22 protein-coding genes and 1 tRNA gene are annotated in these 25,419 nt (G+C 36.8%); 8 read left to right on the forward strand and 15 right to left on the reverse strand.

Going from position 1 to position 25,419, the window contains the following annotated elements; all coding sequences use genetic code 11:
* Positions 1-17: 17 nt before the first annotated feature.
* Positions 18-1,919 carry a S9 family peptidase gene (locus AC0608_RS05190; RefSeq protein ID WP_478288345.1) on the reverse strand — a complete coding sequence of 634 codons (1,902 nt, stop codon included), beginning with the start codon at positions 1,917-1,919 and terminating at the stop codon, positions 18-20.
* 255 nt (positions 1,920-2,174) lie between these two features.
* Between AC0608_RS05190 and AC0608_RS05195 the strand changes: the two genes are divergently transcribed.
* Both AC0608_RS05195 and mtgA read left to right on the forward strand, forming a co-directional pair.
* Positions 2,175-3,287 (forward strand): NAD(P)/FAD-dependent oxidoreductase, encoded by a 1,113-nt coding sequence (locus tag AC0608_RS05195; protein WP_478288346.1) that lies wholly within the window; start codon positions 2,175-2,177, stop codon positions 3,285-3,287.
* Positions 3,287-4,033, forward strand: a complete 747-nt coding sequence (gene mtgA / locus AC0608_RS05200; protein ID WP_417959238.1) for a monofunctional biosynthetic peptidoglycan transglycosylase — start codon at positions 3,287-3,289, stop codon at positions 4,031-4,033. Before AC0608_RS05195 ends, mtgA begins: the two co-directional genes overlap by 1 nt.
* Before the next feature lie 88 nt (positions 4,034-4,121).
* Here the strand turns inward: mtgA and AC0608_RS05205 are convergent.
* Positions 4,122-4,195, reverse strand: a tRNA-Ala gene (locus AC0608_RS05205).
* A 125-nt stretch (positions 4,196-4,320) separates the two neighbouring features.
* On the opposite strand from AC0608_RS05205, the gene AC0608_RS05210 reads away from it, so the two are divergent.
* The 3 genes from AC0608_RS05210 to AC0608_RS05220 all read left to right on the forward strand — a co-directional run bounded on the left by AC0608_RS05210 (position 4,321) and on the right by AC0608_RS05220 (position 6,559).
* A complete protein-coding gene (locus AC0608_RS05210) occupies positions 4,321-5,088 on the forward strand; it encodes an enoyl-CoA hydratase/isomerase family protein (RefSeq protein ID WP_478288347.1) in 768 nt (255 codons plus the stop codon).
* A gap of 249 nt (positions 5,089-5,337) precedes the next feature.
* Positions 5,338-5,802 (forward strand): 6-pyruvoyl trahydropterin synthase family protein, encoded by a 465-nt coding sequence (locus AC0608_RS05215; RefSeq protein ID WP_417989801.1) that lies wholly within the window; start codon positions 5,338-5,340, stop codon positions 5,800-5,802.
* 4 nt (positions 5,803-5,806) lie between these two features.
* Positions 5,807-6,559 carry a UDP-2,3-diacylglucosamine diphosphatase gene (locus tag AC0608_RS05220; RefSeq protein ID WP_478288348.1) on the forward strand — a complete coding sequence of 251 codons (753 nt, stop codon included), beginning with the start codon at positions 5,807-5,809 and terminating at the stop codon, positions 6,557-6,559.
* A gap of 3 nt (positions 6,560-6,562) precedes the next feature.
* On the opposite strand, the gene AC0608_RS05225 is transcribed toward AC0608_RS05220, so the two are convergent.
* The 6 genes from AC0608_RS05225 to AC0608_RS05250 form a co-directional block, all read right to left on the reverse strand.
* Positions 6,563-6,919 carry a hypothetical protein gene (locus tag AC0608_RS05225; protein WP_478288349.1) on the reverse strand — a complete coding sequence of 119 codons (357 nt, stop codon included), beginning with the start codon at positions 6,917-6,919 and terminating at the stop codon, positions 6,563-6,565.
* Between the two features lie 149 nt (positions 6,920-7,068).
* Positions 7,069-8,337: an MFS transporter gene (locus AC0608_RS05230; RefSeq protein WP_417959243.1), complete on the reverse strand. Its 1,269-nt coding sequence runs from the start codon at positions 8,335-8,337 to the stop codon at positions 7,069-7,071.
* A gap of 14 nt (positions 8,338-8,351) precedes the next feature.
* Entirely contained in the window at positions 8,352-10,040 is a 1,689-nt protein-coding gene (gene recJ, locus AC0608_RS05235) for a single-stranded-DNA-specific exonuclease RecJ (protein WP_478288350.1), read from the reverse strand.
* 116 nt (positions 10,041-10,156) lie between these two features.
* Positions 10,157-10,501, reverse strand: coding sequence for a HopJ type III effector protein (locus AC0608_RS05240; RefSeq protein ID WP_417959245.1), 345 nt, complete (start codon positions 10,499-10,501; stop codon positions 10,157-10,159).
* Positions 10,502-10,515: 14 nt separating this feature from the next.
* Complete coding sequence (rsmI, locus tag AC0608_RS05245) at positions 10,516-11,229, reverse strand: 16S rRNA (cytidine(1402)-2'-O)-methyltransferase (RefSeq protein ID WP_417959246.1); 714 nt, start codon at positions 11,227-11,229, stop codon at positions 10,516-10,518.
* Between the two features lie 76 nt (positions 11,230-11,305).
* A complete protein-coding gene (locus tag AC0608_RS05250) occupies positions 11,306-12,349 on the reverse strand; it encodes a DUF8457 domain-containing protein (protein ID WP_478288351.1) in 1,044 nt (347 codons plus the stop codon).
* A 247-nt stretch (positions 12,350-12,596) separates the two neighbouring features.
* Here AC0608_RS05250 and AC0608_RS05255 point away from each other — a divergent pair, with 247 nt between their 5' ends.
* Positions 12,597-13,187 carry a thymidine kinase gene (locus AC0608_RS05255; RefSeq protein ID WP_039108599.1) on the forward strand — a complete coding sequence of 197 codons (591 nt, stop codon included), beginning with the start codon at positions 12,597-12,599 and terminating at the stop codon, positions 13,185-13,187.
* A gap of 87 nt (positions 13,188-13,274) precedes the next feature.
* Here the strand turns inward: AC0608_RS05255 and AC0608_RS05260 are convergent, their stop codons facing one another.
* The 4 genes from AC0608_RS05260 to AC0608_RS05275 all read right to left on the reverse strand — a co-directional run bounded on the left by AC0608_RS05260 (position 13,275) and on the right by AC0608_RS05275 (position 20,263).
* Complete coding sequence (locus AC0608_RS05260; RefSeq protein WP_478288352.1) at positions 13,275-14,183, reverse strand: hypothetical protein; 909 nt, start codon at positions 14,181-14,183, stop codon at positions 13,275-13,277.
* Between the two features lie 210 nt (positions 14,184-14,393).
* Entirely contained in the window at positions 14,394-15,860 is a 1,467-nt protein-coding gene (gene rpoN / locus AC0608_RS05265; protein WP_417959249.1) for an RNA polymerase factor sigma-54, read from the reverse strand.
* 83 nt (positions 15,861-15,943) lie between these two features.
* Complete coding sequence (asnS, locus tag AC0608_RS05270; protein WP_417989805.1) at positions 15,944-17,380, reverse strand: asparagine--tRNA ligase; 1,437 nt, start codon at positions 17,378-17,380, stop codon at positions 15,944-15,946.
* Positions 17,381-17,845: 465 nt separating this feature from the next.
* Positions 17,846-20,263: an efflux RND transporter permease subunit gene (locus AC0608_RS05275; protein ID WP_478288353.1), complete on the reverse strand. Its 2,418-nt coding sequence runs from the start codon at positions 20,261-20,263 to the stop codon at positions 17,846-17,848.
* A 198-nt stretch (positions 20,264-20,461) separates the two neighbouring features.
* On the opposite strand from AC0608_RS05275, the gene AC0608_RS05280 reads away from it, so the two are divergent.
* Both AC0608_RS05280 and AC0608_RS05285 read left to right on the forward strand, forming a co-directional pair.
* Positions 20,462-22,732 (forward strand): cation:proton antiporter, encoded by a 2,271-nt coding sequence (locus AC0608_RS05280; RefSeq protein ID WP_478288354.1) that lies wholly within the window; start codon positions 20,462-20,464, stop codon positions 22,730-22,732.
* A 1-nt stretch (position 22,733) separates the two neighbouring features.
* Positions 22,734-23,063 carry a DMT family transporter gene (locus AC0608_RS05285; RefSeq protein ID WP_478288355.1) on the forward strand — a complete coding sequence of 110 codons (330 nt, stop codon included), beginning with the start codon at positions 22,734-22,736 and terminating at the stop codon, positions 23,061-23,063.
* Between the two features lie 77 nt (positions 23,064-23,140).
* Here the strand turns inward: AC0608_RS05285 and frr are convergent, their stop codons facing one another.
* The 3 genes from frr to AC0608_RS05300 all read right to left on the reverse strand — a co-directional run bounded on the left by frr (position 23,141) and on the right by AC0608_RS05300 (position 25,329).
* Positions 23,141-23,704, reverse strand: a complete 564-nt coding sequence (frr, locus tag AC0608_RS05290) for a ribosome recycling factor (RefSeq protein ID WP_417958789.1) — start codon at positions 23,702-23,704, stop codon at positions 23,141-23,143.
* A gap of 70 nt (positions 23,705-23,774) precedes the next feature.
* A complete protein-coding gene (gene pyrH, locus AC0608_RS05295) occupies positions 23,775-24,482 on the reverse strand; it encodes a UMP kinase (RefSeq protein ID WP_417958788.1) in 708 nt (235 codons plus the stop codon).
* Positions 24,483-24,549: 67 nt separating this feature from the next.
* A complete protein-coding gene (locus AC0608_RS05300; protein ID WP_478288356.1) occupies positions 24,550-25,329 on the reverse strand; it encodes a patatin-like phospholipase family protein in 780 nt (259 codons plus the stop codon).
* Positions 25,330-25,419 lie beyond the last annotated feature (90 nt).

Raw genomic sequence — 25,419 nt, forward strand, 5'->3', positions numbered from 1 at the left:
TTTGTCTAAAAAGTACTTTACAAGGTTTCTTTCAACCATTTGAAAAATTCACTTTGCCAAACCTGAGCATTTTGCGGTTTTAGTACCCAGTGATTTTCTTCTGGAAAATACAGAAATCTGCTTTTTATTCCGCGTAATTGTGCTGCTTGAAAAGCTTCTTGACCTTGTCCTATTGGAACACGAAAATCTTTTCCACCTTGAATAATTAAGATAGGTTTAGTCCATTTTTCTACCAAGGTCATTGGGTTGAACGTCGTATAGGTTTTTTGAGCAACTGCATTGTCTTTTTCCCAGTACGCACCACCAAAATCCCAATTGCTAAAGAAAACTTCTTCGGTAGTCCCAAACATGCTTTGGGTATTATAAACACCATCATGGGCAATGAACGTTTTGAATCGGTTGTTGTGAATTCCAGCCAGGTAAAAAACCGAATATCCTCCATAACTCGCACCAACGCATCCTAAACGAGTTGCATCGACATATTTTTCCTTAGCCACATCATCAATCGCTGACAGATAATCATTCATAACTTGTCCGCCCCAGTCTTTGCTAATTTGCTCATTCCATGCTACACCATGGCCTTGCATACCACGACGGTTCGGAGCAACAACAATATAGCCATTAGCAGTTATCAACTGTAAATTCCATCGATACGAATAAAATTGTGTCAATGGAGATTGTGGTCCGCCTTGACAGTATAATAGGGTTGGGTATTTTTTTGAAGCATCAAAATTAGGAGGGAGAACCACCCAAACTAACATTTTTTTGCCATCCGTAGTGGTTACATACCTTTTTTCTGTTTTGCTTAACACCAAAGAATTATAGATTGTTGTATTGACATTAGACAATTGTTTCCACGTGTTTTTCTTTAAATTAAAAGAAAAAATTTCCGCAGCATGATTCATATCAGTTCTCGTTACAATAATGTTGTCGCCCGAAAAACCAACTAGATCATTGACATCAAATTCTCCAGTAGTAATCTGATGAATGTTAATTGCTATTTTAGTCAGACCCGGAAAATTAACTTCAAACAATTGTTTGGTTCCGTCTACCGCAGCAACAAAAAATATTTTTTTTCCGTCACTACTCCAAATAAAATTGTCTACCGTTCCGTCCCAGTTTGCTGTGAGGTTAGTTTTTATTCCTTTAAAACTCACCATCAGGTCGTTTTTATCGGCTTCATACCCGTCTCGTTTCATTTGCAACCAAGTTAGGTTTCCTGTCGGAGAAAATTGTGGAGCAGAATCATATCCTAAATTTTCTTCGGTTCTATTGATGGTTTTTCCAGTTTCCAGATTGTATTCGAAGATATTCGAGTTGGTAGAAACAGCATATTCAGTTCCTGCTTTTTTCTTGCTTACATAAAGGATGCTTTTGCTGTCTGGTGACCAGATGTAATCTTCATCGCCACCGAAAGGTTTTTGAGGACTGTCAAAATTTTCTCCTTTTAGGATGTCAATTCCCACGGCACCTTCTTTGTCCTCTCTATAAAAAACATGGTTGTACTTGCCTTCGTTCCAAGTATCCCAATGACGGTAGTTCAAGCCATTGTAGATTTGAACATCTGATTTTTCCAGTTCTGGATAAAAATCTTTTCCGTGAACGTTCTCCATTTTTACTTCTTGATTGTAAACAATATGTTTCCCGTCCGGAGAACTGTTTTTGTCTTTTAATAGGGCTGCGGTATCTTTTACTTCGGTTGGATTTCCGCCATTTACAGGTAACGTGTAGTATTTTGTATCCGAATTGTTTTCTTGAACAGAGGGAGTCGTTACTTTATATACTATATTTTTTCCATCTTTGGAAATGCCTAAAGGGGTTACTCTTCCTAATTTCCAAAGCAGTTCTGGAGTCATTACATTTTGTGCCATTGCAGTTAAACTCATCATTAATAAGGGTATAAATAATATTTTTTTCATTGTAAAAATTGATGTTTTCGATTGCTAAAATTAGCCAATTTAATCTGATGATTTTTCGTTTTTAACACTTGCTTTTAGCCCTGACTACATCTCGGTATTTTTATTTTACTGAAGAGCAGTGAATTTTAGGTACAGTTAAAATCCTTTTTATTTTTTCCTTTAAAAATTAATGAGCGCAAAGGATAGGAGGAGAAGCTTCTGAAATAAATTCAAAATAAAACTAAAAAATTATTATTTTTATAAAAATATTTGGAAATGGATTTGAGCTATTGGGAGTTGAAAAATTGGTTTTCCGAGGTAGATTATACGATCGTTGGAAGTGGTATTGTAGGCTTACATGCGGCAATACGCTTGCGCGAGAGATTCCCGGAGAGCAAAATATTGGTGTTAGAAAAAGGAATGTTGCCGCAAGGCGCAAGTACTAAAAATGCTGGTTTTGCTTGTTTTGGAAGCCTTTCAGAAATTATCGATGATTTAAAATCCCATTCTGAAGAAGAAGTGATGCAACTCGTTCAAAAACGATGGAAAGGACTGCAATTACTGCGAAAAAGATTGGGGGACGACACAATAGATTTCAAGCCATATGGCGGATATGAGTTGTTTTTAAAATACGATGATAGTTGTTACGGGGATTGTATAGGGAAATTACCTTTCATCAATGAAATTTTAAAACCACTATTTAGAGCCGATGTTTTTGCCAAGGAAATAGATCGTTTTGGGTTTAGCGGAATACAGGAATATTTAGTTTTCAATCCTTTTGAAGCACAAATAGATACCGGTAATATGATGCAGGCGTTGTTGAAAGAAGCGGTTTCTAAAAATATTTTGATCCTAAACCAACAAACTGTTACCTCTTATATAGACAAAGGAAGTGGAGTGGAAGTGGCACTTGGGGATTTTAGTTTTAGTAGCCAAAAAATACTGTTTGCGACGAACGGTTTTGCAAACGGTTTGACTAATGGAGCCGTTAAACCAGCAAGAGCTCAAGTTTTAATAACAGAGCCTATTAAAAATTTAGATATAAAAGGGACTTTTCACCTAGACAAAGGATACTATTATTTCAGGAATATTGGCGATAGAATATTACTGGGCGGAGGCAGAAACCTCGATTTTGAGACGGAGAACACAACTGAATTTGGGCAAACAGAAATCGTCCAAAAAAAATTGGAACAATTATTAAAAGAAGTAATTTTGCCGAATCAGGATTTTCAAATTGCACACCGTTGGAGCGGCATCATGGGTATTGGTAACAGCAAAAATCCAATTGTTTCACAATTGTCGGATAATGTCTATTGTGGCGTACGATTGGGTGGAATGGGAGTGGCGATAGGAAGTTTAATTGGAACAGAATTAGCAGATTTAGTATAATGGCAACGAAAATAGCACCCAGGAAATCAAAACAACCCATTAAAAAAGAACCAACCTCTTTTATGAGCAGACTAACTCGTTTTTTATTCAAAATTTTCTTGTGGTTCCTCGGACTCTCTTTGTTTTTTGTGGTGTTTTTTAAATTTATACCCGTTCCGTTTACCCCATTAATGGCAATTCGTGCAATTGAAAATAAGGTAACTGGAAAAGAAGTTTTCTTTAGCCACGACTGGGAACCAATTGAAAATATCTCAATGAATCTTCAAAAAGCCGTGATTGCCAGTGAAGATGGAACTTTTCTGAAACACAACGGGTTTGATTTTGTAGCCATGCAAAAAGCGTATAAAAGCAATGAACGAGGCCGAAGAATAAAGGGCGGAAGCACAATATCGCAACAGACGGCCAAAAACGTATTTCTTTGGCAAGGCCGAAGTTATTTGAGAAAAGGATTAGAAGCCTATTTCACTGTTTTAATTGAAATCATTTGGGGAAAAGAACGCATCATGGAAGTCTATTTGAATAGTATCGAAATGGGGAATGGGGTCTATGGAGCACAAGCTGCCACTGAGCATTGGTATAGGAAGGATGCTTCTAGTCTTACGCCAATACAGGCTGCAGGAATAGCTGCGATTTTACCCAATCCAAGAAAATATTCGGCGACAAGTTCTTCCACGTACATTAACAGGCGAAAAGCTAAAATTGTACGCGTGATGCGTCAAGTAGGGAAAATTGAATATCCAAAATAGTTTGTCGCAGTCTCATAACTGCACCAAACAATTTTTTAAAATAAAAAACCGTAAACTCTTACTTAAAAGATTTTACGGTTTTGTTTTGTGGAGAATACCGGATTCGAACCGGTCACCTCTTGCCTGCCAGGCAAGCACTCTAGCCAAATGAGCTAATCCCCCAAACTAGAGCGCAAATATAACATTTAAATTTTCCAAAAAGCAAATTTCAAATTACAAATCCATTCTATTTGAAAAAAAGTTAAAACCTCCTTTACTTTCTTTAACTTTACATCAAAATCTCCACTATGGTATCAGAAAACCCAGCAGGTTCGCTCTTCACAACAATCGAAAATAAAATCGCAACCGTTACATTTGGCCATCCTGCGAGCAATTCTTTTCCAAGAGAATTGTTAAATCGTTTAACCAGTGAGTTCAATGCTTTGAGTACGAACCCAGCCGTTTCGGTTATAGTTATACAAAGCGAAGGCTCAGGGGCTTTTTGTGCAGGAGCATCGTTTGAGGAACTTTTGGCTGTTTCGGATGAAGCAGCAGGAACACAATTTTTTTCTGGATTTGCACATTTAATCAATGCGATGCGTTCGTGTTCCAAACTTATTGTGGGTCGCATTCACGGTAAAGCAGTAGGTGGCGGAGTAGGAATTGCTTCTGCCTGTGATTACGCACTGGCCACAAAAAATGCTTCAATAAAACTATCAGAATTGGCAATCGGCATTGGTCCATTTGTCATTGAACCGGTCGTTTCTAAGAAAATTGGAATGACGGCAATGGCCGAAATGACGCTCGCAGCTCACGAATGGAAAACCGCTGATTGGGCGGCAGCTAAAGGATTATACGCCAATACCTTTGAAACCATTGTAGAACTTGATGCCGCGATAGCTGATTTCAGCAGGAAATTATCCGGTTACAATCCCGAAGCTTTACTGGAAATGAAAAAGGTTTTCTGGCAAGGAACACAACAATGGGACGCATTGTTGCTGGAACGCGCCGCAATTTCGGGTAAATTGGTATTGTCTGATTTTACCAGAAAAGCATTGGCCCAATTCAAAAAGTAATTTTTCAGGATTTATTCTGAATTTATTTCAGTAGCTATTTCCTGCTGTTCACTATATCTTTTTATAAGGTGAAGAAAAATCACCTTATAAAAAGGATGCCGTTTCCATCAGGGCTAGAGTATTTGGAACTATCAAATTCGGATTACAAACAAAATAATTTCATCCTATCTCCCTCCACTTTGGGGAGGGAAAGATTTACGTCCTATTTCTCATATCAATTTGCTAAATTTGCACCAAAATTATACTCCGATGAGCAATATCAGAATTACAAAACAATTTAGTTTCGAAACCGGACACGCCTTATATGGCTATGACGGGAAATGTAAAAATGTTCACGGGCATAGTTATAAATTGTCAGTAACGGTAATCGGAACTCCAATTGCAGATCGCTCTAATGTAAAATTTGGAATGGTTATAGACTTCACAGATTTAAAAAAAATTGTAACAGAAGAAATAGTAGATCAATTTGATCATGCGACTGTTTTCAACGGTACAACACCGCATGTCGAATTGGCAAACGAATTAATAAGTCGCGGACACCACGTTATTTTGGTAGACTACCAACCCACTAGCGAAAACATGGTTGTTGATTTTTCACAAAGAATAAGTAGCCGATTACCGGAAGGAATCACTCTTTTCTCTTTGAAATTACAAGAAACCGAATCTTCTTTCGCCGAATGGTTTGCCAGTGATAATATGAAATCTATACTGTAACTCCATGCAATTACTCAATAACAAAAAAGTATATTTCGCCTCCGATCAACATTTTGGCGCACCAACACCCGAATTGAGTTTTCCGAGAGAACAAAAATTTGTGGCTTGGCTTGATGAGGTAAAAGGTGATGCTGAAGCTATTTTTCTATTGGGCGATTTATTTGATTTTTGGTTCGAATACAAAACGGTAGTACCAAAAGGCTTTGTCCGTATTTTAGGCAAATTGGCCGAAATCCGAGATTCAGGGATCCCTATTTATTTCTTCGTAGGGAACCATGATTTATGGATGACCGATTATTTCCAGAAAGAATTGAATATTCCTGTGTTTCATGACAATCAAGAATATACTTTTGGAGATAAAACATTCCTTATTGGCCATGGTGACGGAAAAGGCCCGGGTGATTTAGGATACAAACGCATGAAAAAAATATTTACAAATCCGTTTTTCAAATGGCTTTTTAGATGGCTTCATCCGGATATTGGCGTGAAACTGGCGCAATACCTTTCCGTAAAAAACAAACTGATTTCTGGCGATGAAGATGTGACCTTTCTTGGCGAAGACAACGAATGGCTGATTCTCTATTCCAAAAGAAAACTGGAAACCAAACATTATAATTACCTTATTTTTGGCCACCGTCATTTGCCTATGAAAGTAACCGTAGCAGAAAATGCCGAGTATGTCAATCTAGGTGACTGGATTACGTATTTTACTTATGGCGTTTTTGATGGCGAGAATTTCGAAATCAAAAAGTATTAAACCCTAATTCATTCCCTCTCCGTACAAATAATCATCCAGATTTATTTTAAACAAAGTCCCTTCCACCAAGTCTTTTACGGCGTCTAATTCTTCCATCGAAACGGCCAAATCAATTTGGGAGCAAGGTGTTTTTAGTAAAAATTTATGGCATTTATTTTTTAGTTCACAATCGTCGCAATATTTATTTTGGATATAACTGTCCTCAATACAGCGCTTAAATAGTTGTAATTCCTGTTGGGTAAAATAAAAACCCGTTTCTCTAAAAACTAGTTGGACTTTGTCTAGTACCACATCATTATCCTTTCTCCAGTAGAAAGCTGTGCCTAAATTGTTATGATATATTTGTTTTATTTCTTGCATCTGTCATCAGTTTGAAACAAAAATACGTATTATTTATATTTATTCTAAATAATAAAACATAAAAAAGATATAAAAAAGTCGGTAAGTAATCTTGAGATTATTTTACCGACGGGCTATAGGAAGTGTTTTTTTCTAAAAAAAACTATTTATTATTCGCTCTTTTCATGTTCCTCGACATCTTTTTGCAAGTCCAGTTTTCTAAAAGTAGGCGAAACGGCTCCGGTAAGTAATACGGTGATCAGTGTCATGCTTCCACCAAAGACCACTGCGCTAACAGTTCCCATCAGTTTTGCGGTTAATCCGCTTTCAAAAGCACCCAATTCATTAGAAGAACCTACAAAAATAGAATTGACTGCGGCAACACGTCCTCGCATGTGATCGGGAGTCTTCAATTGCAAAATAGTTTGGCGTATCACCACCGAAATCCCATCGAAAACACCGCTTAAAAACAAAGCTGCAACGGATAACCAAAAAATAGACGAAAGTCCAAAAACGATAATACAAATACCAAACGCAAAAACTGCCGACAGCAGTTTCATACCGGCATTTTTGGTAAAAGGAATATAAGCGGAGATTATTAGCATCAAAAAAGCACCAACTGCCGGAGCGGCTCTCAAAACACCAAATCCCTGTGGCCCTACTTTCAAAATGTCTTGTGCGAAAATGGGTAACAACGCTACAGCTCCTCCAAAAAGGACGGCAATCATATCCAGTGATAAGGCGCCTAAAATCGTTTTATTATTGAAAACAAACTTTACACCTTCCTTTAAACTTTCCATAATGGGTTCCCCAATCTTTGGATTTAAAATTGGTTTCGTTGCAATCTGGGTTAAAGCGGTTAACGCAAGTAGCGAACAACCCAAAACGATGGACATTGACCAATGAACGCCAATCCAATTGATCGAGAAACCAGCTACTGCAGGGCCTAAAACCGAACTTATTTGCCAAACCGAACTGCTCCACGTAGCAGCATTAGGATATTCTTTTTTAGGGACAATCAGTGCCAAAAGAGAAAATATCGTCGGGCCAAGAAAAGCACGCACCAACCCTCCTAAAAACACGAAAAAGTAAATGGAATATAAAATAGTTTGGGTAGCAAAATCTTTTATAAAAGGAGGCCACGTAAATAAAAACAAACCTAAACTGATGACTGAAAACCCTAAAATGCATTTGAAAAGCAATCCTTTTTTCTCTTTTTGATCGACAATATGCCCAGCAAATAGTGCCATCGATATTGCCGGAATGACTTCCATTAACCCAATGATTCCTAGCGATAATGGATTTTTGGTCAAACTGTAGACTTCCCATTCAATGACGATAAACTGCATGGACCAGCCAAATACCATGGCAAAACGCAATAACAAAAAAATATTAAATTCTTTAAAACGCAGTGCAGAATACGGATCCTTCTTTTTCATATAATCGTAATCTATTATTTAAGATCTCTTAATCGCAGTTGTACACTTAATTTCCCTTTCCATTCATTTTCATCGATGCAGTACACGGCTTCAAAAGGTTTTTGATGGGCAGTCAATTCGATTTTACTCCCCAAATTAAAACCAATTGCTGCGATGCCTTCGGAGTTGTTTTGTTTGACAAAAAGTTTTAAATGTTCGTCGTCTTGTCCAAGAGGCTTCCCATAACCGGTGTCTTTGATGTTTTTGGTCAGGAAAATGGGAGTCATATTTTGTGGTCCGTACGGTTCAAATTGTTTCAAGATTCGAATTAATTTGGGCGTAATATCAGCAAAATCAATTTCGGCATCAACCGCAATTTCTGGTGTCAACATATCCGGATGAATGGTTCTTTCGACTTCTTTTTCGAAAGCGTTTTTGAAGATCTGATAATTTTCTGCCGCTAAAGTCATTCCGGCTGCATACATGTGTCCACCAAATTGCTCCAAATATTCCGTACAGGCTTCGAGTGCATTATACACATCAAATCCTTTTACAGAACGTGCCGAAGCCGCGTATTTATCGCCACTTTTTGTAAAAACAAGGGTTGGTCGATAATACGTTTCAATCAATCGGGAAGCGACAATTCCAATAACACCTTTGTGCCAATCTTCCTGAAAAACTACCGAAGTAAACCGTTCTTTCTCTTGATTGGTTTCAATTTGTTGTAAGGCTTCTTTGGTGATTAATTTGTCTAAATCCTTTCGTTCTGAATTATACGCTTCAATTTCGGAAGCAAATTGTTGGGCTTGCTCAAAATCAAATTCGGTTAATAATTCTACCGCATGATTCCCGTGTTTGATGCGTCCGGCAGCGTTTATTCTGGGTGCGATGATGAAAACAACATCGGTAATGTCTAAAGTTTGTTTTTTGATTTGGTGAATTATTGCTTTGATTCCCGGTCTTGGGTCGGTGTTGATGACTTGCAATCCAAAATAAGCCAGCACCCGATTTTCTCCGGTCATCGGAACGATATCAGCAGCAATGGCAGCCGAAACTAAATCCAGATACGGAATCAAATCCTCGATGGTCTGGTTTCGATTGATGGCCAAAGCTTGAATCAATTTGAAACCTATTCCACAACCACACAATTCATCATAAGGATAGTTACAATCGTCACGTTTCGGGTCGAGAACGGCAACGGCTTCGGGTAAAAAATCTCCCGGTCTGTGGTGGTCGCAGATGATAAAATCAATATGTCGCGCTTTGGCGTAAGCCACATGATCTATGGATTTTATACCGCAATCCAAAGCAATGATGAGTGAAAATCCATTGTCATCAGCAAAGTCAATTCCCTTAAATGAAATCCCATAACCTTCATCATAACGATCCGGAATGTAGGTCGCCACGTTTGGGTAATAGGTTTTTAAATAGGAAGAGACGAGTGAAACTGCAGTGGTTCCATCGACATCATAATCGCCAAAAACAAGAATATTTTCCTCATTTTCAATTGCTTTTTCGATTCTAGAAACTGCTTTTTCCATATCTTTCATTAGATATGGATCATGTAAATCATCTAAGCTCGGACGAAAAAACCGTTTGGCATCTTCAAAAGTTTCAATGCCGCGTTGTACTAATAAAGTGGCCACAAAATCTTCTACATTTAATGCTTTCGCTAAATGTTGAACGGTATCTTCAGAAGGTTTTGGTTTTAGGGTCCAACGCATATTAATTTAGGATTTTCGATTTTGAAAATAGGATTTTAGTAACTCTAAAAAACAATAACCGTTCATTGGCTAATTAAGTCTGTCAAATTCATTGGCGAATGAGCGGTTTAGCTATTTTATTTCAATACTAAAGCACTTCCGTAAAATGCAATTCCATCCCATCCGGTTTTCATGAAATTGCGAATGTTTTGATGATCTGTTCCGTTTGGATTTTTTAAAACATCTTCGTGATAATAGGCTCCAAAACAGGCTAATGTCGCTGCTTCTGGTAGGTTTTGAATTTCAGCGAAAGCAAACAACTTGCAAGATCCTGAATTTTCTCCAGCCGCATTGTGTTGCAAACCGTTTTCAAACGCCGTTGGAGTAAAGTCGTAGTTTTCTTCAATTGTTGCGATGGTTTCTATAAAAGTGATAGATTCTGGTGTCTGCTTTAATTTTTCTAAAAAGGATTCTAAATTCATGGTATTTTTATGGGTTATTCTTCTTCTGAAAATTTACTTTTTTTAGGTTCTTTAGTGATTATTTTTCCACTGATCACAACGACTATTTCCCCTCTTGGCGCTATTTTATCAAAATGAGCGACCACTTCTTTCACGGTCCCGCGAATATTCTCTTCGTGCAATTTGGATAATTCTCGAGAAACGGATATTTGACGGTCTTCGCCAAAATAGGTAATGAATTCTGCTAAAGTTTTTACTAATTTATGGGGAGAAACATATAAAATCATCGTTCTTGTTTCTTCCGCTAATGCTAAGTATCGGGTTTGGCGTCCTTTTTTGTCAGGCAAAAAACCTTCGAAAACAAATTTGTCATTGGGTAAACCGCTGTTGACTAATGCTGGAACAAACGCCGTGGCGCCTGGCAAACATTCCACATCGATTCCGTTTTCAACACAAGCGCGAGTCAATAAAAAGCCAGGATCAGAAATCGCAGGAGTTCCCGCATCTGATATCAAAGCGATATTTTCTCCGGCTTTCAACCTCGAAATTAAATTCTCAATGGTTTTGTGTTCGTTGTGCATGTGATGGCTGTACATGTGCGTGCCGATCTCAAAATGCTTCAACAATTTTCCGCTCGTACGGGTGTCTTCTGCAAGAATCAAATCGACTTCTTTAAGAATCCGAATGGCTCGAAAAGTCATGTCTTCGAGATTGCCGATGGGCGTAGGAACAATGTATAATTTTGACATAGATAAATAATTAAATACAAATTTCAGGTTAAATTTGTATTCGTTGAAAGGCATATTTAGAAAAGTTCAAAGAAATTTACAAGAATTTTTTCTCTATAATATCCATAAAGCGTTCCTCATATTCTTGTTTCCCTTCCCAGTTGTTGTAATCTGGTTTGACCATTTCCTGAATGAAATCTCTTGTTTCATAAAATGTGTCAAATGTGATGAGCTGATTCAACACACGGTTGTAATCCTCGCTACTGTTGCCAAAAAGATGTTTTATAAAAGCAAGGCGATCGTTTAAATCGATGTTGATTCCTTTGGCTAATTTTTCATTTAGCGAAACTATTTTTGGTTCTGCTTTTTCGGTTGGTACCGTTTGTGCAGTTTCCGGGTTTTGTTCTTGCGGTTGTATGACTTCTTTTGGAGTTTCAATTACAATGGCCGTCGGGATATTGTCTACCTGTTGTTTTTTTACAAAAAAAGTGTCATGATAATTCCCTCCTAATAAATCTTCAAAAGAGATTTGAACAGCTTCCGTTTTCTTTGGGACTTCTAACTCCGTCTGTACTTCCTTTTCTTGGGATAATTCAAAAGCAGGTTCAAAAGGAGTTTCAGGTTCTGATGTTTTGTCTTCCACTTTCATTTCCGTAGTAGGAACTATTTGTTTCTCGACTGCTGTTTCTTCTTCTTTATCGCTCTCCAAAAGTATTGCTTCAGTTTGCTTCAAAGGCGTTTCAATAGTTTCCTCGGTAATTATTTCTTCTAAAGGAATTTCCTCAGTTTCTATTTCTTCTTCCTTAGCAACTGGTTCTTGTTCTGTTGAAGGAGTCGTTTCTTTCGTTTGTTCCAAGGGAGCTCCAACGATTTCTTTGGTAACAGTTGCTTCGATTGCTTTTTCTGCTTCCGGTTCAACCGATTCTGTTTTGTTAAAAATAGTTTCAATTTGGCTGCTAATTTCCTGAATGCCAATTGTTGGTTTTGCTTCACTGAAATGGTCCTCTACAAATCGCAAGACAGAAAGTTTTTCGTATAATTTCTGTGTTTCCAGATATAATTGATTGATATCAGATTTATTTTTTAGCTGTAAAATTCTGTGTGCAATGCTGATTAAATCGGCTTCCAATTTTTTTTTCATAACTGTTGAAATTATAGGGGGTTAGGCAGGTCTTTTTAGTGCGTTTTTGTATTTCTTTTTATATCACCTCCAGAAATGGGAATCTTTGTGAACGCGTTTTTTATTTTTTTAAATAAGTGCTCGCAAATCTCCGATTTGATATATATTTTATACTTTTGGAACGACGTAAAAGTATACAATTTTTAAGTCGGTTTGTCTATTACAAAGTAATAAAAACTATTCATTTTTTAAGCCAGAAAAATACAAAATGTTTCTCGAAAATACAGTAAATCATAAAGAGCAATTTGGTTGGATCGAAGTCATTTGTGGCTCTATGTTTTCGGGTAAAACCGAGGAATTGATCCGTCGTCTAAAAAGAGCGCAATTTGCCAAGCAAAAAGTAGAGATTTTCAAACCAGAAATTGACACACGCTATCATGATGATATGGTAGTGTCACACGATGCTAATGAAATTCGTTCTACGCCAGTTCCTGCTGCCGCAAATATTGCTATTTTGGCGCAAGGTTGCGATGTGGTAGGCATTGATGAGGCACAATTTTTTGATGACGAAATTGTTAAAATTTGTAACGATTTAGCTAATCAGGGAATTCGTGTCATTGTGGCCGGATTGGATATGGATTTCAAAGGAAATCCTTTTGGTCCCATGCCCGCATTAATGGCTACAGCCGAGTATGTGACTAAAGTGCACGCCGTATGTACACGCACCGGAAATCTGGCAAATTACAGTTTCCGTAAAACCGATAATGATAAACTGGTTATGTTAGGCGAAACCGAAGAGTACGAGCCGTTGAGTCGTGCCGCTTATTATCATGCGATGCGGAAAGATCAGGAGAAGTAGAATTTATTATAAAAGTAAAAGTCCGGCTGATTTTTGGAATTCACCGGACTTTCTTTGACTAGTTTGCTATAGATTCAAAGATAATTTTTAATTCAAAATTTCATTTACTCTTGTTTCCCATCCAGGTCTATGAAATATTCTTTCGATTTGTAATTGATTGTTTAAAATATCTGCTTTTGTCATTTGTGATAATTGTTCCCAATTTTTGTCGAAAACATATGTTGCATTACCATTTTTGATGCTTTCTAAAATAAATATATTTTTTACAGGGAAACCGAATACAACATAATCATAGAAACCACCCTGACCAACTGCAACAAAATTTGGAATGTGAGATGTTATTTTTTCTAACCTATTACTTATTACGGGTCTATTTCCTCTTGGTTGTCTTTCTATTCTTTCGGTTACAATTTCTCTCACTGTTTTCCAAGGATATTCTCCTCTTGGAAAAATTTTCCAGTTTAATCTTGTTACATTTTCATATAAAAAAGGTGCGTAGTTTTCTCTTAGCAAGTTGCATTCTCCAAAAATTTCAAGAAAAAGATTTAAAGTATGTTTTATGTCTGACAAATTCGCCTCATTTTTAATAAATGATTTTGAAACAATTATTTTGGTATCATTATAAGAATGTATTAATAATTCTTCACAAGGTGGTGGAACTAATTCTCTTGGATATCTTTCTCTTCTAATATAGTAATATTCAGGATGTTCATTGCCTTGGTAATCTCGTCTATTCCAATATCTCTCAATAAAAATTTCCTCTTTAGGTAAATCTCGCCTAATATTTTGTTTTCCATTAGAGTTAAACCTTGAAATTGGACCTGAAATTATGGGTAAAACTTGTTCTCCAATATTTAACTTGTTAGTGAATCCGATTTGATTTAATTTATTAATATTATTGTCAAAATCTAAAAACGCAATATGGAATTCTTCTTTATCTCTAACTGTTGATAAGTAATTTTCGATATTTCTAACTCTCTTTTTTATTATTTTCATGCTTTTTTTGATTTTTTAGTTGAGCACTATTGAATATTAGTATTGTAGTTATTCTTAAACCGTAATTTGCAATATCTATATTTTCAATTCCCTACACAATACCCACATTTAGTGATATTTAACACCCTGTAAATCAGCAATTTTGCTCCATAAAAAAAGGGGAAATTTGTTTCAAAACAAATTTCCCCTTTTAGTATTTTAAATTCCAGATTACATCTTCTTCCTCATTCTCGCCACCGGAATGTCCAGCTGCTCTCTATATTTCGCAATTGTTCTTCTCGCTATTGGATAGCCTTTTTCTTTTAGGATTTCGGCTAATTGATCGTCTGGAAGTGGTTTTTTCTTGTCTTCTTCCTCAATCGTATTCTGAAGGATTTTCTTGATTTCCAGTGTAGAAACATCTTCCCCTTGGTCATTTTTCATCGCTTCCGAGAAGAATTCTTTAATTAGTTTCGTGCCATAAGGCGTTTCCACATATTTGCTGTTGGCCACGCGTGAAATCGTCGAAATATCAAGACCTACCATATCGGCAATATCTTTTAAGATCATTGGTTTTAACTTGGTTTCATCTCCATCCAGGAAAAATTCTTCCTGATAATGCATAATTGCATTCATGGTTACAAAAAGCGTTTCCTGACGTTGGCGTATCGCATCGATAAACCATTTGGCCGAATCCAGTTTTTGTTTGATAAACTGTACCGCATCTTTCTGCTGTGTAGATTTATCACGGGAATCCTTGTAGGTTTGCATCATTTCCTGGTACTCTTTGGAAACGTGCAGCGAAGGAGCATTTCGTCCGTTTAAGGTCAGTTCCAGCTCGCCATCTACAATACGGATGGCAAAATCAGGCACTACATTTTCCGTCACTTTGTTATTTCCGGTAAAAGAACCACCTGGTTTTGGATTCAGTTTTTCTATTTCATGAATGGCTTTTTTTAGTTGCTCATTGGAAACATTGTATTTTTGTAGCAGCTTATCGTAATGTTTTTTGGTAAACGCATCAAACTGGTTTTCGATAATATCTGTCGCTAATTCCACAGATTCGGTTGGTGTTTTATGTTTTAATTGCAACAACAAACATTCCTGTAGATCTCGTGCGCCAACGCCTGATGGTTCCAGTTCATGGATGACCTGCAGCATTTTTTCTACCATTTTTTCATCGGTATAGACTCCTTGGGTAAATGCCATGTCGTCTACCATATCAGGAACACTGCGACGTATGTACCCCATGTCATCAATACTTCCCACTAAAAACTCAGCGATTTCGCGTTCTTCATCATTGAGGATAAAGGTATTCAATTGATTGATTAAATCTTGATGAAAACTTACTGGTGCGGCAAAAGGTGTTTCGCGATCTTCATCGTCATCACTATAATTGTTGGCCTGTGTTTTATAATCCGGAGTTTCGTCGTTGCTTAAATATTCGTCAATGTTGATGTCTTCGGCTTCAATTCTATCCGATTCTGAATCATCATAATCGTCATAATCTTCGTTTTCGAATTCGTCTTTTTCATAATCCTCTTCTTCTTTTCCGGTTTCCAACGCTGGATTTTCGTTCATTTCTTCTAATAAACGTTGTTCGAAAGCTTGCGTAGGCAATTGAATTAACTTCATCAACTGAATTTGTTGAGGAGATAATTTCTGAGATAATTTTAAATTTAGAAATTGCTTTAGCATTTTTATTGTTTAAAAGTGTAAGGTTTAAAGTTTACCGTTGCAGAACTTTCTACAAAATTAAACGTTAAGCCTGAAACAAGTTTTTAAAACTCGGCATTCATTGGCGTTCTTGGAAAAGGAATTACGTCACGAATGTTTGTCATTCCGGTTACAAACAAGACCAATCTTTCGAATCCAAGTCCAAAACCAGAGTGAACCGCTGAACCGAATCTTCGGGTATCAAGATACCACCACAATTCTTCTTCATCAATTCCTAAGGCTTTCATTTTTTCGACCAAAACATCAAAACGCTCTTCTCTTTGTGAACCGCCAACGATTTCTCCAATTCCCGGGAAAAGGATATCCATTGCGCGAACCGTTTTTCCGTCTTCGTTCAAACGCATGTAAAATGCTTTGATATTTGCTGGGTAATCAAACAAGATTACCGGACATTTAAAGTGTTTTTCCACCAAGTAACGCTCGTGCTCTGATTGTAAATCAGCACCCCATTCGTTGATGATATAGTTGAATTTTTTCTTTTTATTTGGTGTGCAATCTCTTAAAATATCAATTGCTTCCGTGTATGAAACACGTTTGAAATTGTTTTCCAAAACAAAGTTTAATTTGTCAAGTAAAGCCATTTCGCTTCTCTCCGCAACTGGTTTCGATTTCTCTTCATCTAACAATCGTGTTTCCAGGAATTTCAAATCTTCTGGACATTTGTCCAATGTATATTTGATTACATATTGAATAAAATCTTCGGCTAGATCCATGTTGTCATTTAAATCATTGAACGCCACTTCTGGCTCAATCATCCAAAATTCCGCAAGGTGTCGTGAAGTATTGGAGTTTTCGGCTCTGAAGGTTGGTCCAAAAGTATAAATCTGACCTAAAGCCATGGCAAAAGTTTCTCCTTCCAATTGTCCCGAAACCGTAAGGTTTGTTTCCTTTCCGAAGAAATCTTCTTTATAATTTACTTTTCCGTCCTCAGTTCTTGGCGTTCCGTCAAATGGCAAAGCGGTCACTTTAAACATTTCCCCGGCACCCTCGGCATCTGATCCAGTAATGATAGGCGTATTTACATATACAAAACCTTTCTCTTGAAAATAACTGTGAACGGCAAATGACAATACTGAACGTACTCTCATAATCGCTCCAAACATATTGGTACGCACTCTTAAATGCGCATTTTCACGCAAGAAATCCAAGCTCGGTTTATTTTTAGGTTGTATCGGGAATTTCTCTGCATCTGAATCTCCAAGGATTTCCAGTTGAGCTACCTGAATTTCAAATTTTTGTCCAGCACCTTTACTTTCCACCAAAGTTCCCGTTACTGAGATGGCTGCTCCAGTCGTAATTCGCTTCAAGGTTTCATCTGGCGTGTTCTCAAAATCGACCACACACTGTATATTATCAATGGTCGAGCCATCGTTTAAGGCAATAAATTGATTGTTTCTAAAAGTTCTCACCCATCCTTTTGCATTCACTTCATGAAGCGTTGTTGTGCTGTTTAGTAAGTCTTTAACTTTTGTATGTCTCATTTTATGTGTATAATTGATATTAAATAGTGTCTTCTTATCGAACTGCAAATATAAAGGATTTGTTTGTAATTGTCATTGTGAGAAATAGGGTATTCAGGAGCTATTTCCCGCTATTCGCTATATCTTTTGCTTTTTAAAGGAAAAAGCAAAAGGATGCCGCTACTATCGGGGCTAAACGAATGGCAATATTTAGAATTTTTCAGAAATATTAGGGTGAATTTCCTGCATCGTTTTGTTATTCTATTTCTTTTTTGTCATTTCTACGAAGGAAAAATCGCGCTAGGTTCAGCTCCTATATGTAAGTTTTCTCTATTGCCGAAATGACAAGTTGTCGGGTAAGTTTTGAAAAAAAAGTTTCTAGTTTCCACAATTCCCTAGCCCCGATAGGAGTGGAAATCCTTCCTGTTTTTTTCTTTAAAAAACAGGAAGATTGTAACGAATAGCGCGAAAAAGCTCCAAATACTGCTACTTATTTTTCTCTAACTCATCAATTTCAGCATCACTAGGTTCAATGATGTCAATTTTGGGTTCGATGAAATCCTGTTCGTTGGCCAGTGTTTTGTTTAAGGTCAATACCAAAGCCGGCAGTAACATCAAATTAGACAGCATCCCGAATAATAATGTCAGTGAAATCAGACCACCAAGTGCAATCGTTCCTCCAAAACTGGACAACATAAACACCGAAAATCCAAAGAACAACACGATAGAAGTATAAAACATGCTCAAGCCGGCATCCGTAAATGTGGCGTAAACCGATTTGCGAATTTTCCAGTTATTTTTCTTTAATTCTTCACGGTATTGAGACAGGAATCGTACGGTATCATCTACCGAAAGTCCAAATGCAATCCCAAAAACCAATATCGTCGAGGGTTTCAGTGGGATGTCCAGAAAGCCCATGATTCCTGCAGTTAGCATTAAAGGTAGTAAATTTGGAATGATAGAAACCAATACCATTTTGAACGAACGGAACATAAAACCAATCAAAAGCGCAGTCAGAAAAAAGGCGAAAGCCAGGGACGAAAGCAAATTGTCCAGTAGGTAACCAGTTCCTTTCTGGAAAACGAGTGCTTTTCCGGTGATGATCACTTTGTACTGATCGGGCGGGAAAATTTTATCGGCTTTTTTACGAATTTCAGCTTCAATTTTGGCAATATTATCCCCGTTTTCATCGCGCATAAAAGTCGTGATTCGAGCAAATTGTCCAGTCGAATCCACGTAGCTTTTCATCAGATTATCTTTTGAGTTTTTTGTGGCATTTTTAGCATACGACAAAATAAAGGACTGTTCTTGCGAAGTAGGCAATTCATAATAGTCCGGATTTCCGTTATAATAGGCTTGCTTGGAATATTTAACTAAATTGACAATCGAAATGGGTTTTGATAATTCAGGGATTTCATCAATAGTTTCCTCCAGTTCATCCATTCGCCTTAGCGTAGACAATTTCATGACTCCTTTTTTGCGTTTGGTGTCAATCATTATTTCCAGCGGCATCACCCCGTCAAATTCTTTTTCGAAGAAAACAATGTCTTCAAAAAAGGCTTCTTTTTTAGGCATGTCTTCTATCAAACTACCTGAAATGCGCATTTCATAGATGCCTACGATACTAATCACTAAAAGAATAACCGAAACGACATAAATGGAAAAGCGATTGTGTTTTACGTTTCTCAGAATCCAATCCATGAAAACGGTAACGTAATTGCGGTCGAGGTGCTCAATGTGGCGCTCTTTTGGAGCCGGAATGTAACTGTGAAAAATAGGGATGACAATGATACACAAAAAGAAAAGTGCCATAATATTGATGGAAGTCACGACCCCAAACTCTAATAATAATTGGTTGTTAGAAGCCACAAACGTAGCAAAACCTATAGCCGTGGTAAGATTCGTCATCAAGGTGGCCATTCCTACTTTGGTGGTGACACGCTGTAATGCTTTGGCTTTATTGTGGTGAATTTTATATTCCTGATGGTATTTATTGGTCAAGAAAATGCAATTCGGGATTCCAATAACGATGATTAAAGATGGAACTAAAGCGGTTAAAACCGTGATTTCGTAGTTCAATAATCCTAAAAACCCGAAAGACCACATTACCCCAATAATGACAATAATCATTGATATTAATGTCGCCCTGAAACTTCTAAAAAAGAAAAAGAAAAGCAATGAGGTGATTAATAATGAGGCTCCAATGAAGATGCTTATTTCATCAGTGACGGTTTTTGCATTTAGCGTCCGTATATAAGGCATTCCGGAAACACGTAGGTCGATTCCGGTTTCTTTTTCGAATGTTTCGACTGCGGGAACTAATTTATCTAGGATAAAATCTTTTCGGGCTGCCGTGTTTACAATTTTTTTATCCATGTAAACAGCAGAGCGAATGCATCCGGATCTTTTATTGAAAAGCAATCCTTCATAAAAAGGCAAATCATTGAAGAGTTCCTTTTTAATCTTTTGAAGATAGGCTTGGTCAACGGTTTTACTTTGGTCAACAAAAGGCACTAATTCGAAGGTTTCCAGCGAATCGTTTTTTTGTAATTTCTTTAAGTCATTTAACGAAATAACTAAATCTACCGCCTTGTCATCCTTGAGGGTGTTCATCAGTTTACTCCACGAAGCATATGCTTTTGGAGTAAATATGGCATTATCTTTTACCCCGATGATGACTAGATTTCCTTCTTCCCCAAATTTATTTAAAAAGGCGTTGTACTCAATATTTACAATATTGTCATCTGGTAATAAATTGGCTTCGGTAAACGCGAAGTGAATGTTTTTCCACTGCAGTGCTAAAATAGCTGTTATCGCTATAATTATGGATAACATTAAAACTCTATTTCTAAGGACAATTCGAGCAATTAATTCCCAAAATCCCAAACTGAACCACTTGATCATATTTCATATTTAACAGCCGCAAAGGTAGTCAAAACCGCTAGAAATCATTTGTTTTGAGTTAAACTTTTTGTTAAGTTGATGAGGCAATTTCTACTATATTATATTTTACAATAAAATAATTTTGTGGTATATAAATTATACATTTGATTTTCTCATCTTTGTTTCTTGAAAGAAGGGAAAGTCAATATAAAAACTAATATGAAGAATTATAAAAACACAATATTTTATTTGAGTGTTACTGGCGGTTTTATTGCATTAATGTACTGGATTATAACCAAAGGGAAAAACTTAGAAGCAACAGAAACAATAGTTTCGCCAGAGAGCGGCAATGGTTCTTGGAATGATTTTTTAGCTTCTATGCAACATAATTTTCAGGATCCGTTGGCTATACTTTTAGCACAAATAATTACAATAATTCTTGTTGCCCGTTTTTTTGGATGGGTTTTCAAAAAAATTGGACAGCCATCCGTAATAGGCGAAATTATTGCGGGTATTGTGCTTGGACCCTCTTTACTGGGATTGTATTTTCCGGAATTCTCCAGCGCTTTATTTCCTGTTGAATCGTTAGGAAATTTAAAATTTTTAAGTCAGATAGGATTGATTCTTTTTATGTTTGTTATCGGCATGGAACTCGATTTGAAAGTGCTGAAAAACAAAGCCAATGAAGCGGTAGTAATTAGTCACGCCAGTATAGTAATCCCTTTTGCACTCGGGATTGGTCTGGCTTATTTTGTTTACAATCGGTTTGCCCCTGAGGGAGTTACGTTTTTAGCTTTTAGTTTGTTTATGGGAATTGCGTTAAGTATTACTGCTTTTCCGGTATTAGCCAGAATCGTTCAGGAAAGAGGAATTCATAAAACTAAATTAGGTTCTATAGTGATTACGTGTGCTGCTGCCGATGATATTACTGCTTGGTGTATTTTGGCGGTAGTAATTGCAATTGTAAAAGCAGGGACTTTTGTGAGTTCGTTGTATATTATTATGCTGGCAGTACTTTATGTTGTTGCCATGATTTTTATTGTGAAACCATTTTTGAAACGAATTGGCGATTTATATGGTTCTAAAGACAGTATTGTAAAACCGGTTGTGGCAATCTTTTTTCTGGTATTGATTTTGTCATCCTATGCAACGGAGGTTATCGGTATTCACGCGTTGTTTGGTGCGTTTATGGCAGGTGCAATTATGCCGGATGTCCCTAAATTAAGAACAATATTCATTGAAAAAGTAGAAGATGTTGCCTTGATTCTGTTACTCCCTTTGTTTTTTGTATTCACGGGTTTAAAAACTGAAATTGGTCTTCTTAATGATCCGTATTTGTGGAAAGTTACCGGTTTTATTATTTTAGTGGCGGTAGTCGGAAAATTTTTAGGAAGTGCATTAGCAGCAAAATTTGTAGGCCAGAGTTGGCGTGACAGTTTGACGATTGGCGCCTTGATGAATACTCGAGGACTGATGGAATTGATCGTTTTAAATATAGGCTTAGAACTCAAAGTTTTGACTCCTGAAGTGTTTACCATGATGGTCATCATGGCTTTGGTCACTACTTTTATGACGGGACCCGCTTTAGATTTAATCAATTATATCTTTAAAACAAAAGATGGTATTGAAATTGTAGAGCCAACAAACCACAATAAATACCGAATTCTAATTTCGTTTGGCAACAATGAAAAGGGGAAATCCTTATTGCGGTTAGCGAACAGTTTTATAAAGAAACAAAAAGGCCAATCCAGTATTACGGTGATGCATTTATCTTTAAGTGATGAGGTGCATACTTTTAATATGGAAGATAAAGAAAAAAATAGTTTTTATCCAATTGTAGAAGAATCACAACTGTTGAATCAGGACATTACGACCATTTTCAAAGCTACACTTGATATTGAGACTGAAATTGCAGAAGTTGCCAACCAAGGGGATTACGATTTATTGCTTATAGGCCTGGGGAAATCAATATTTGAAGGTACCATTCTTGGAAAAGTAATTGGTTTTACAACTAGAATTATCAATCCGGATCGATTGATTGATAAGTTTACCGGAAAAGAAGGGTTGTTTGAAAACTCCCCTTTTGACGAAAGAACCAGACAGATTATTTCTAAAACCAAGATGCCAATAGGAATTTTGATAGACAAAGATTTACAGCATGTAAACCATGTTTTTATTCCAATTTTCAGTCCTGAAGATTCCTTTTTGATTGATTATGTGCAAAAATTGATTTACAATAACAATTCTAAAATTATTATTTTGGACGTAAATGGTGATGTAGAAACTAATTTTGTGATGAAAAGTGCTATTGATTCTTTAGAACAAAAATACCCTAATAACATAGGTTTAATTACTGATGAAGCTATTAAAATAGAATTTTTGGACCATCAGGATTTAATGCTAATAAGCTTGGAAAGTTGGAAACAACTGGTAGATTCCAGAAGCAGTTGGTTGAGTGGTGTTCCTTCAGTATTAATTTTAAAACATTAATATGAACTGGATTTTATTGATTATCGGTGGTCTTTTTGAAGTGGGTTTTGCTACTTGTTTGGGCAAAGCCAAAGAAAGTTCTGGGATAACTGCCACATTTTGGCTGGGCGGATTTTTAATTTGTTTGGCTATTAGCATGGGATTGCTTTACAAAGCAACACTCACTTTGCCAATAGGGACAGCGTATGCGGTTTGGACCGGAATTGGAGCAGTAGGAACCGTACTAGTTGGAATATTTGTTTTTAAAGAACCGGCTGATTTCTGGAGGATTTTCTTTATCACCACTTTGATCAGTTCTATTATCGGACTCAAATTTGTTTCAAGTCATTAAAAGGAAATTTTCAATTTAATAATAAAAATCCGTCTTGTTTAATAAACGAGACGGATTTAATAAAATGAGAAAGTCGATTACACCTTCATGATTTCGGCTTCTTTCACCACTAAAAGTTCATCTATTTTCCGGATGTAACTATTGGTTAAGTTTTGAACTTCTTCTTCGGCACTTTTGCAAATGTCTTCGGAGGTCCCTTCTTTTTCTAGTTTTTTAATATCAGTATTAGCATCTTTTCTTGCATTTCTAATACCCACTTTAGCATCTTCAGCTTCTACTTTGGCTTGTTTGGCAAGATCGCGTCTTCTCTCTTCCGTCAGTGCGGGAACACTGATGATAATTACATCACCGTTATTCATTGGATTAAAACCAATGTTAGCCACCATAATTGCTTTTTCAATTACGTGTAGCATATTTTTTTCAAAAGGCTGTAAGGTAATTGTTCTGGCATCAGGAACACTGATTTTTGACACTTGTGACAGCGGTGTTGCAGAGCCATAATAATCAACAAAAACACTTCCTAGCATAGCTGGAGATGCCTTTCCGGCGCGTATATTCAAAAATTCTTTCTCTAAATGCGCAATAGAACCGGTCATGGATTCCTTGGTGCTATCTAATATAAATTCTATTTCTTCAGTCATTTTTTTAGGTTTTGGGTTTTGGGTTTTAGAAATTTGGAGAAATCCAACAGCTAAAACCAAGAACCATTAACTATATATTTACTACGGTTCCTATATTTTCTCCTTCACATATTTTCAGTAGGTTGCCTACTGTATTCATATCGAAAACCACGATTGGTAATTTATTTTCCTGGCTTAGCGTAAATGCAGTGGTATCCATCACATTCAATCCTTTTTTAAGAACATCGTCAAAGGTAATGTGGTCAAATTTCACCGCAGATTCATTTTTCTCAGGATCCGAATCATAAATGCCATCCACACGAGTTCCTTTTAGGATCACATTAGCATTAATTTCTATACCTCGTAAAACGGCTGCAGTATCTGTAGTGAAATAAGGATTTCCAGTTCCAGCCCCAAAGATTACGATTCTTCCTTTTTCGAGATGGCGATCCGCTCTTCTTTTGATGTATGGTTCCGCGATAGATTCCATTTTTAGCGCTGTTTGTAAACGGGTTTTCATTCCTTTTTCTTCAAGCGCCCCTTGTAACGCCATTCCGTTGATCACAGTGGCCAACATGCCCATGTAATCCCCTTGCACTCTATCCATTCCTGCGCTGGCTCCTGCAACTCCTCTAAAAATATTTCCACCACCAATTACAATGGCTATTTCTACTCCTTTTTCATGAATTTGCTTGATTTCGTCAGCATACTCAGCGAGTCTTTTTGGGTCAATTCCGTATTGCAAGTCGCCCATTAAAGCTTCGCCACTTAGTTTCAGAAGAATTCTTTTGTATTTCATGTGTGTGTTGAGTTGATTGGTGCAAATATAGAATATTCTTTTTTTTTACAATAACCTTGCTTAAAGTTTATAAAGTAAGTTTTTCGAACGATTTTTTTGCGGCTTCATAGCCAATGTTGAAAACGGCATCCATCTTAACTTTGCTGGTTTCAAAGGTGCTGTAGAGACATAAATCTTTTGGTTCTATCACCCAATCACAGATATTGAATTTATGTATATTAGAATTTGCTGAAAGAATATCAAAAGCTCGGGTAGTCACCGCTTTGATTGAATTCAAATCTTTTGCTTCAATTTTTTGTATCGGACTTACATAAACCCCAATTACAGTATCGCATTGGCCTTGTAAAATATCCGTGGGAAAGTGGTTTAATATGCCACCGTCACTGTATACACTTCCTTCTATCGCATAAGGAGATAAAATTCCTGGAAATGCTGATGAAGCTAAGATCGCATCAACTATTTTTGTTTTTGGACCAAATATCTTTAGTTTTCCGCGAACCATATCGGTTGCCGTAATCTGAATGGGAATTTTCAAATCACCTAAAACGGCATCATTAAAAAAACTATGAAAATAACTCCGGAAGGATTCGGAATCAATTAAACCTGCTTTTTTAAACGTTAGGTGTTTCCAGTGAAACAGATAGATTGATTTAAAAAACTCTAAAATTTCTTCGGGTGTTTTCCCCCAAGCATACAAGGCTCCTACGATTGAGCCAGCACTTGTTCCCGCCATTTGAGAAGGGTGAATGTTTTGTTCTTCTAAAAATTTTATGACTCCGGCATGTGCTAGACCTTTAGAGCCTCCACCGGAAAGGACCAGTCCAATCGATTTTGTTTTTAAATCCATCTTACCTATTTGGTATAAAATTACTCTTTTTGCTCAATTGAAAGTGATATATGTCTTATTTATGCTCCAATTTTATGGTAACTTTGTGAA

Source organism: Flavobacterium sp. GNP008 (genome assembly GCF_056428965.1).

Bases quoted from the DNA above. Each gene is read 5' to 3' on its own strand.
- AC0608_RS05190 (WP_478288345.1), bottom strand. From the start codon at position 1,919: ATGAAAAAAATATTATTTATACCCTTATTAATGATGAGTTTAACTGCA.
- AC0608_RS05195 (WP_478288346.1), top strand. From the start codon at position 2,175: ATGGATTTGAGCTATTGGGAGTTGAAAAATTGGTTTTCCGAGGTAGAT.
- mtgA (WP_417959238.1), top strand. From the start codon at position 3,287: ATGGCAACGAAAATAGCACCCAGGAAATCAAAACAACCCATTAAAAAA.
- AC0608_RS05210 (WP_478288347.1), top strand. From the start codon at position 4,321: ATGGTATCAGAAAACCCAGCAGGTTCGCTCTTCACAACAATCGAAAAT.
- AC0608_RS05215 (WP_417989801.1), top strand. From the start codon at position 5,338: ATGAGCAATATCAGAATTACAAAACAATTTAGTTTCGAAACCGGACAC.
- AC0608_RS05220 (WP_478288348.1), top strand. From the start codon at position 5,807: ATGCAATTACTCAATAACAAAAAAGTATATTTCGCCTCCGATCAACAT.
- AC0608_RS05225 (WP_478288349.1), bottom strand. From the start codon at position 6,919: ATGCAAGAAATAAAACAAATATATCATAACAATTTAGGCACAGCTTTC.
- AC0608_RS05230 (WP_417959243.1), bottom strand. From the start codon at position 8,337: ATGAAAAAGAAGGATCCGTATTCTGCACTGCGTTTTAAAGAATTTAAT.
- recJ (WP_478288350.1), bottom strand. From the start codon at position 10,040: ATGCGTTGGACCCTAAAACCAAAACCTTCTGAAGATACCGTTCAACAT.
- AC0608_RS05240 (WP_417959245.1), bottom strand. From the start codon at position 10,501: ATGAATTTAGAATCCTTTTTAGAAAAATTAAAGCAGACACCAGAATCT.
- rsmI (WP_417959246.1), bottom strand. From the start codon at position 11,229: ATGTCAAAATTATACATTGTTCCTACGCCCATCGGCAATCTCGAAGAC.
- AC0608_RS05250 (WP_478288351.1), bottom strand. From the start codon at position 12,349: ATGAAAAAAAAATTGGAAGCCGATTTAATCAGCATTGCACACAGAATT.
- AC0608_RS05255 (WP_039108599.1), top strand. From the start codon at position 12,597: ATGTTTCTCGAAAATACAGTAAATCATAAAGAGCAATTTGGTTGGATC.
- AC0608_RS05260 (WP_478288352.1), bottom strand. From the start codon at position 14,183: ATGAAAATAATAAAAAAGAGAGTTAGAAATATCGAAAATTACTTATCA.
- rpoN (WP_417959249.1), bottom strand. From the start codon at position 15,860: ATGCTAAAGCAATTTCTAAATTTAAAATTATCTCAGAAATTATCTCCT.
- asnS (WP_417989805.1), bottom strand. From the start codon at position 17,380: ATGAGACATACAAAAGTTAAAGACTTACTAAACAGCACAACAACGCTT.
- AC0608_RS05275 (WP_478288353.1), bottom strand. From the start codon at position 20,263: ATGATCAAGTGGTTCAGTTTGGGATTTTGGGAATTAATTGCTCGAATT.
- AC0608_RS05280 (WP_478288354.1), top strand. From the start codon at position 20,462: ATGAAGAATTATAAAAACACAATATTTTATTTGAGTGTTACTGGCGGT.
- AC0608_RS05285 (WP_478288355.1), top strand. From the start codon at position 22,734: ATGAACTGGATTTTATTGATTATCGGTGGTCTTTTTGAAGTGGGTTTT.
- frr (WP_417958789.1), bottom strand. From the start codon at position 23,704: ATGACTGAAGAAATAGAATTTATATTAGATAGCACCAAGGAATCCATG.
- pyrH (WP_417958788.1), bottom strand. From the start codon at position 24,482: ATGAAATACAAAAGAATTCTTCTGAAACTAAGTGGCGAAGCTTTAATG.
- AC0608_RS05300 (WP_478288356.1), bottom strand. From the start codon at position 25,329: ATGGATTTAAAAACAAAATCGATTGGACTGGTCCTTTCCGGTGGAGGC.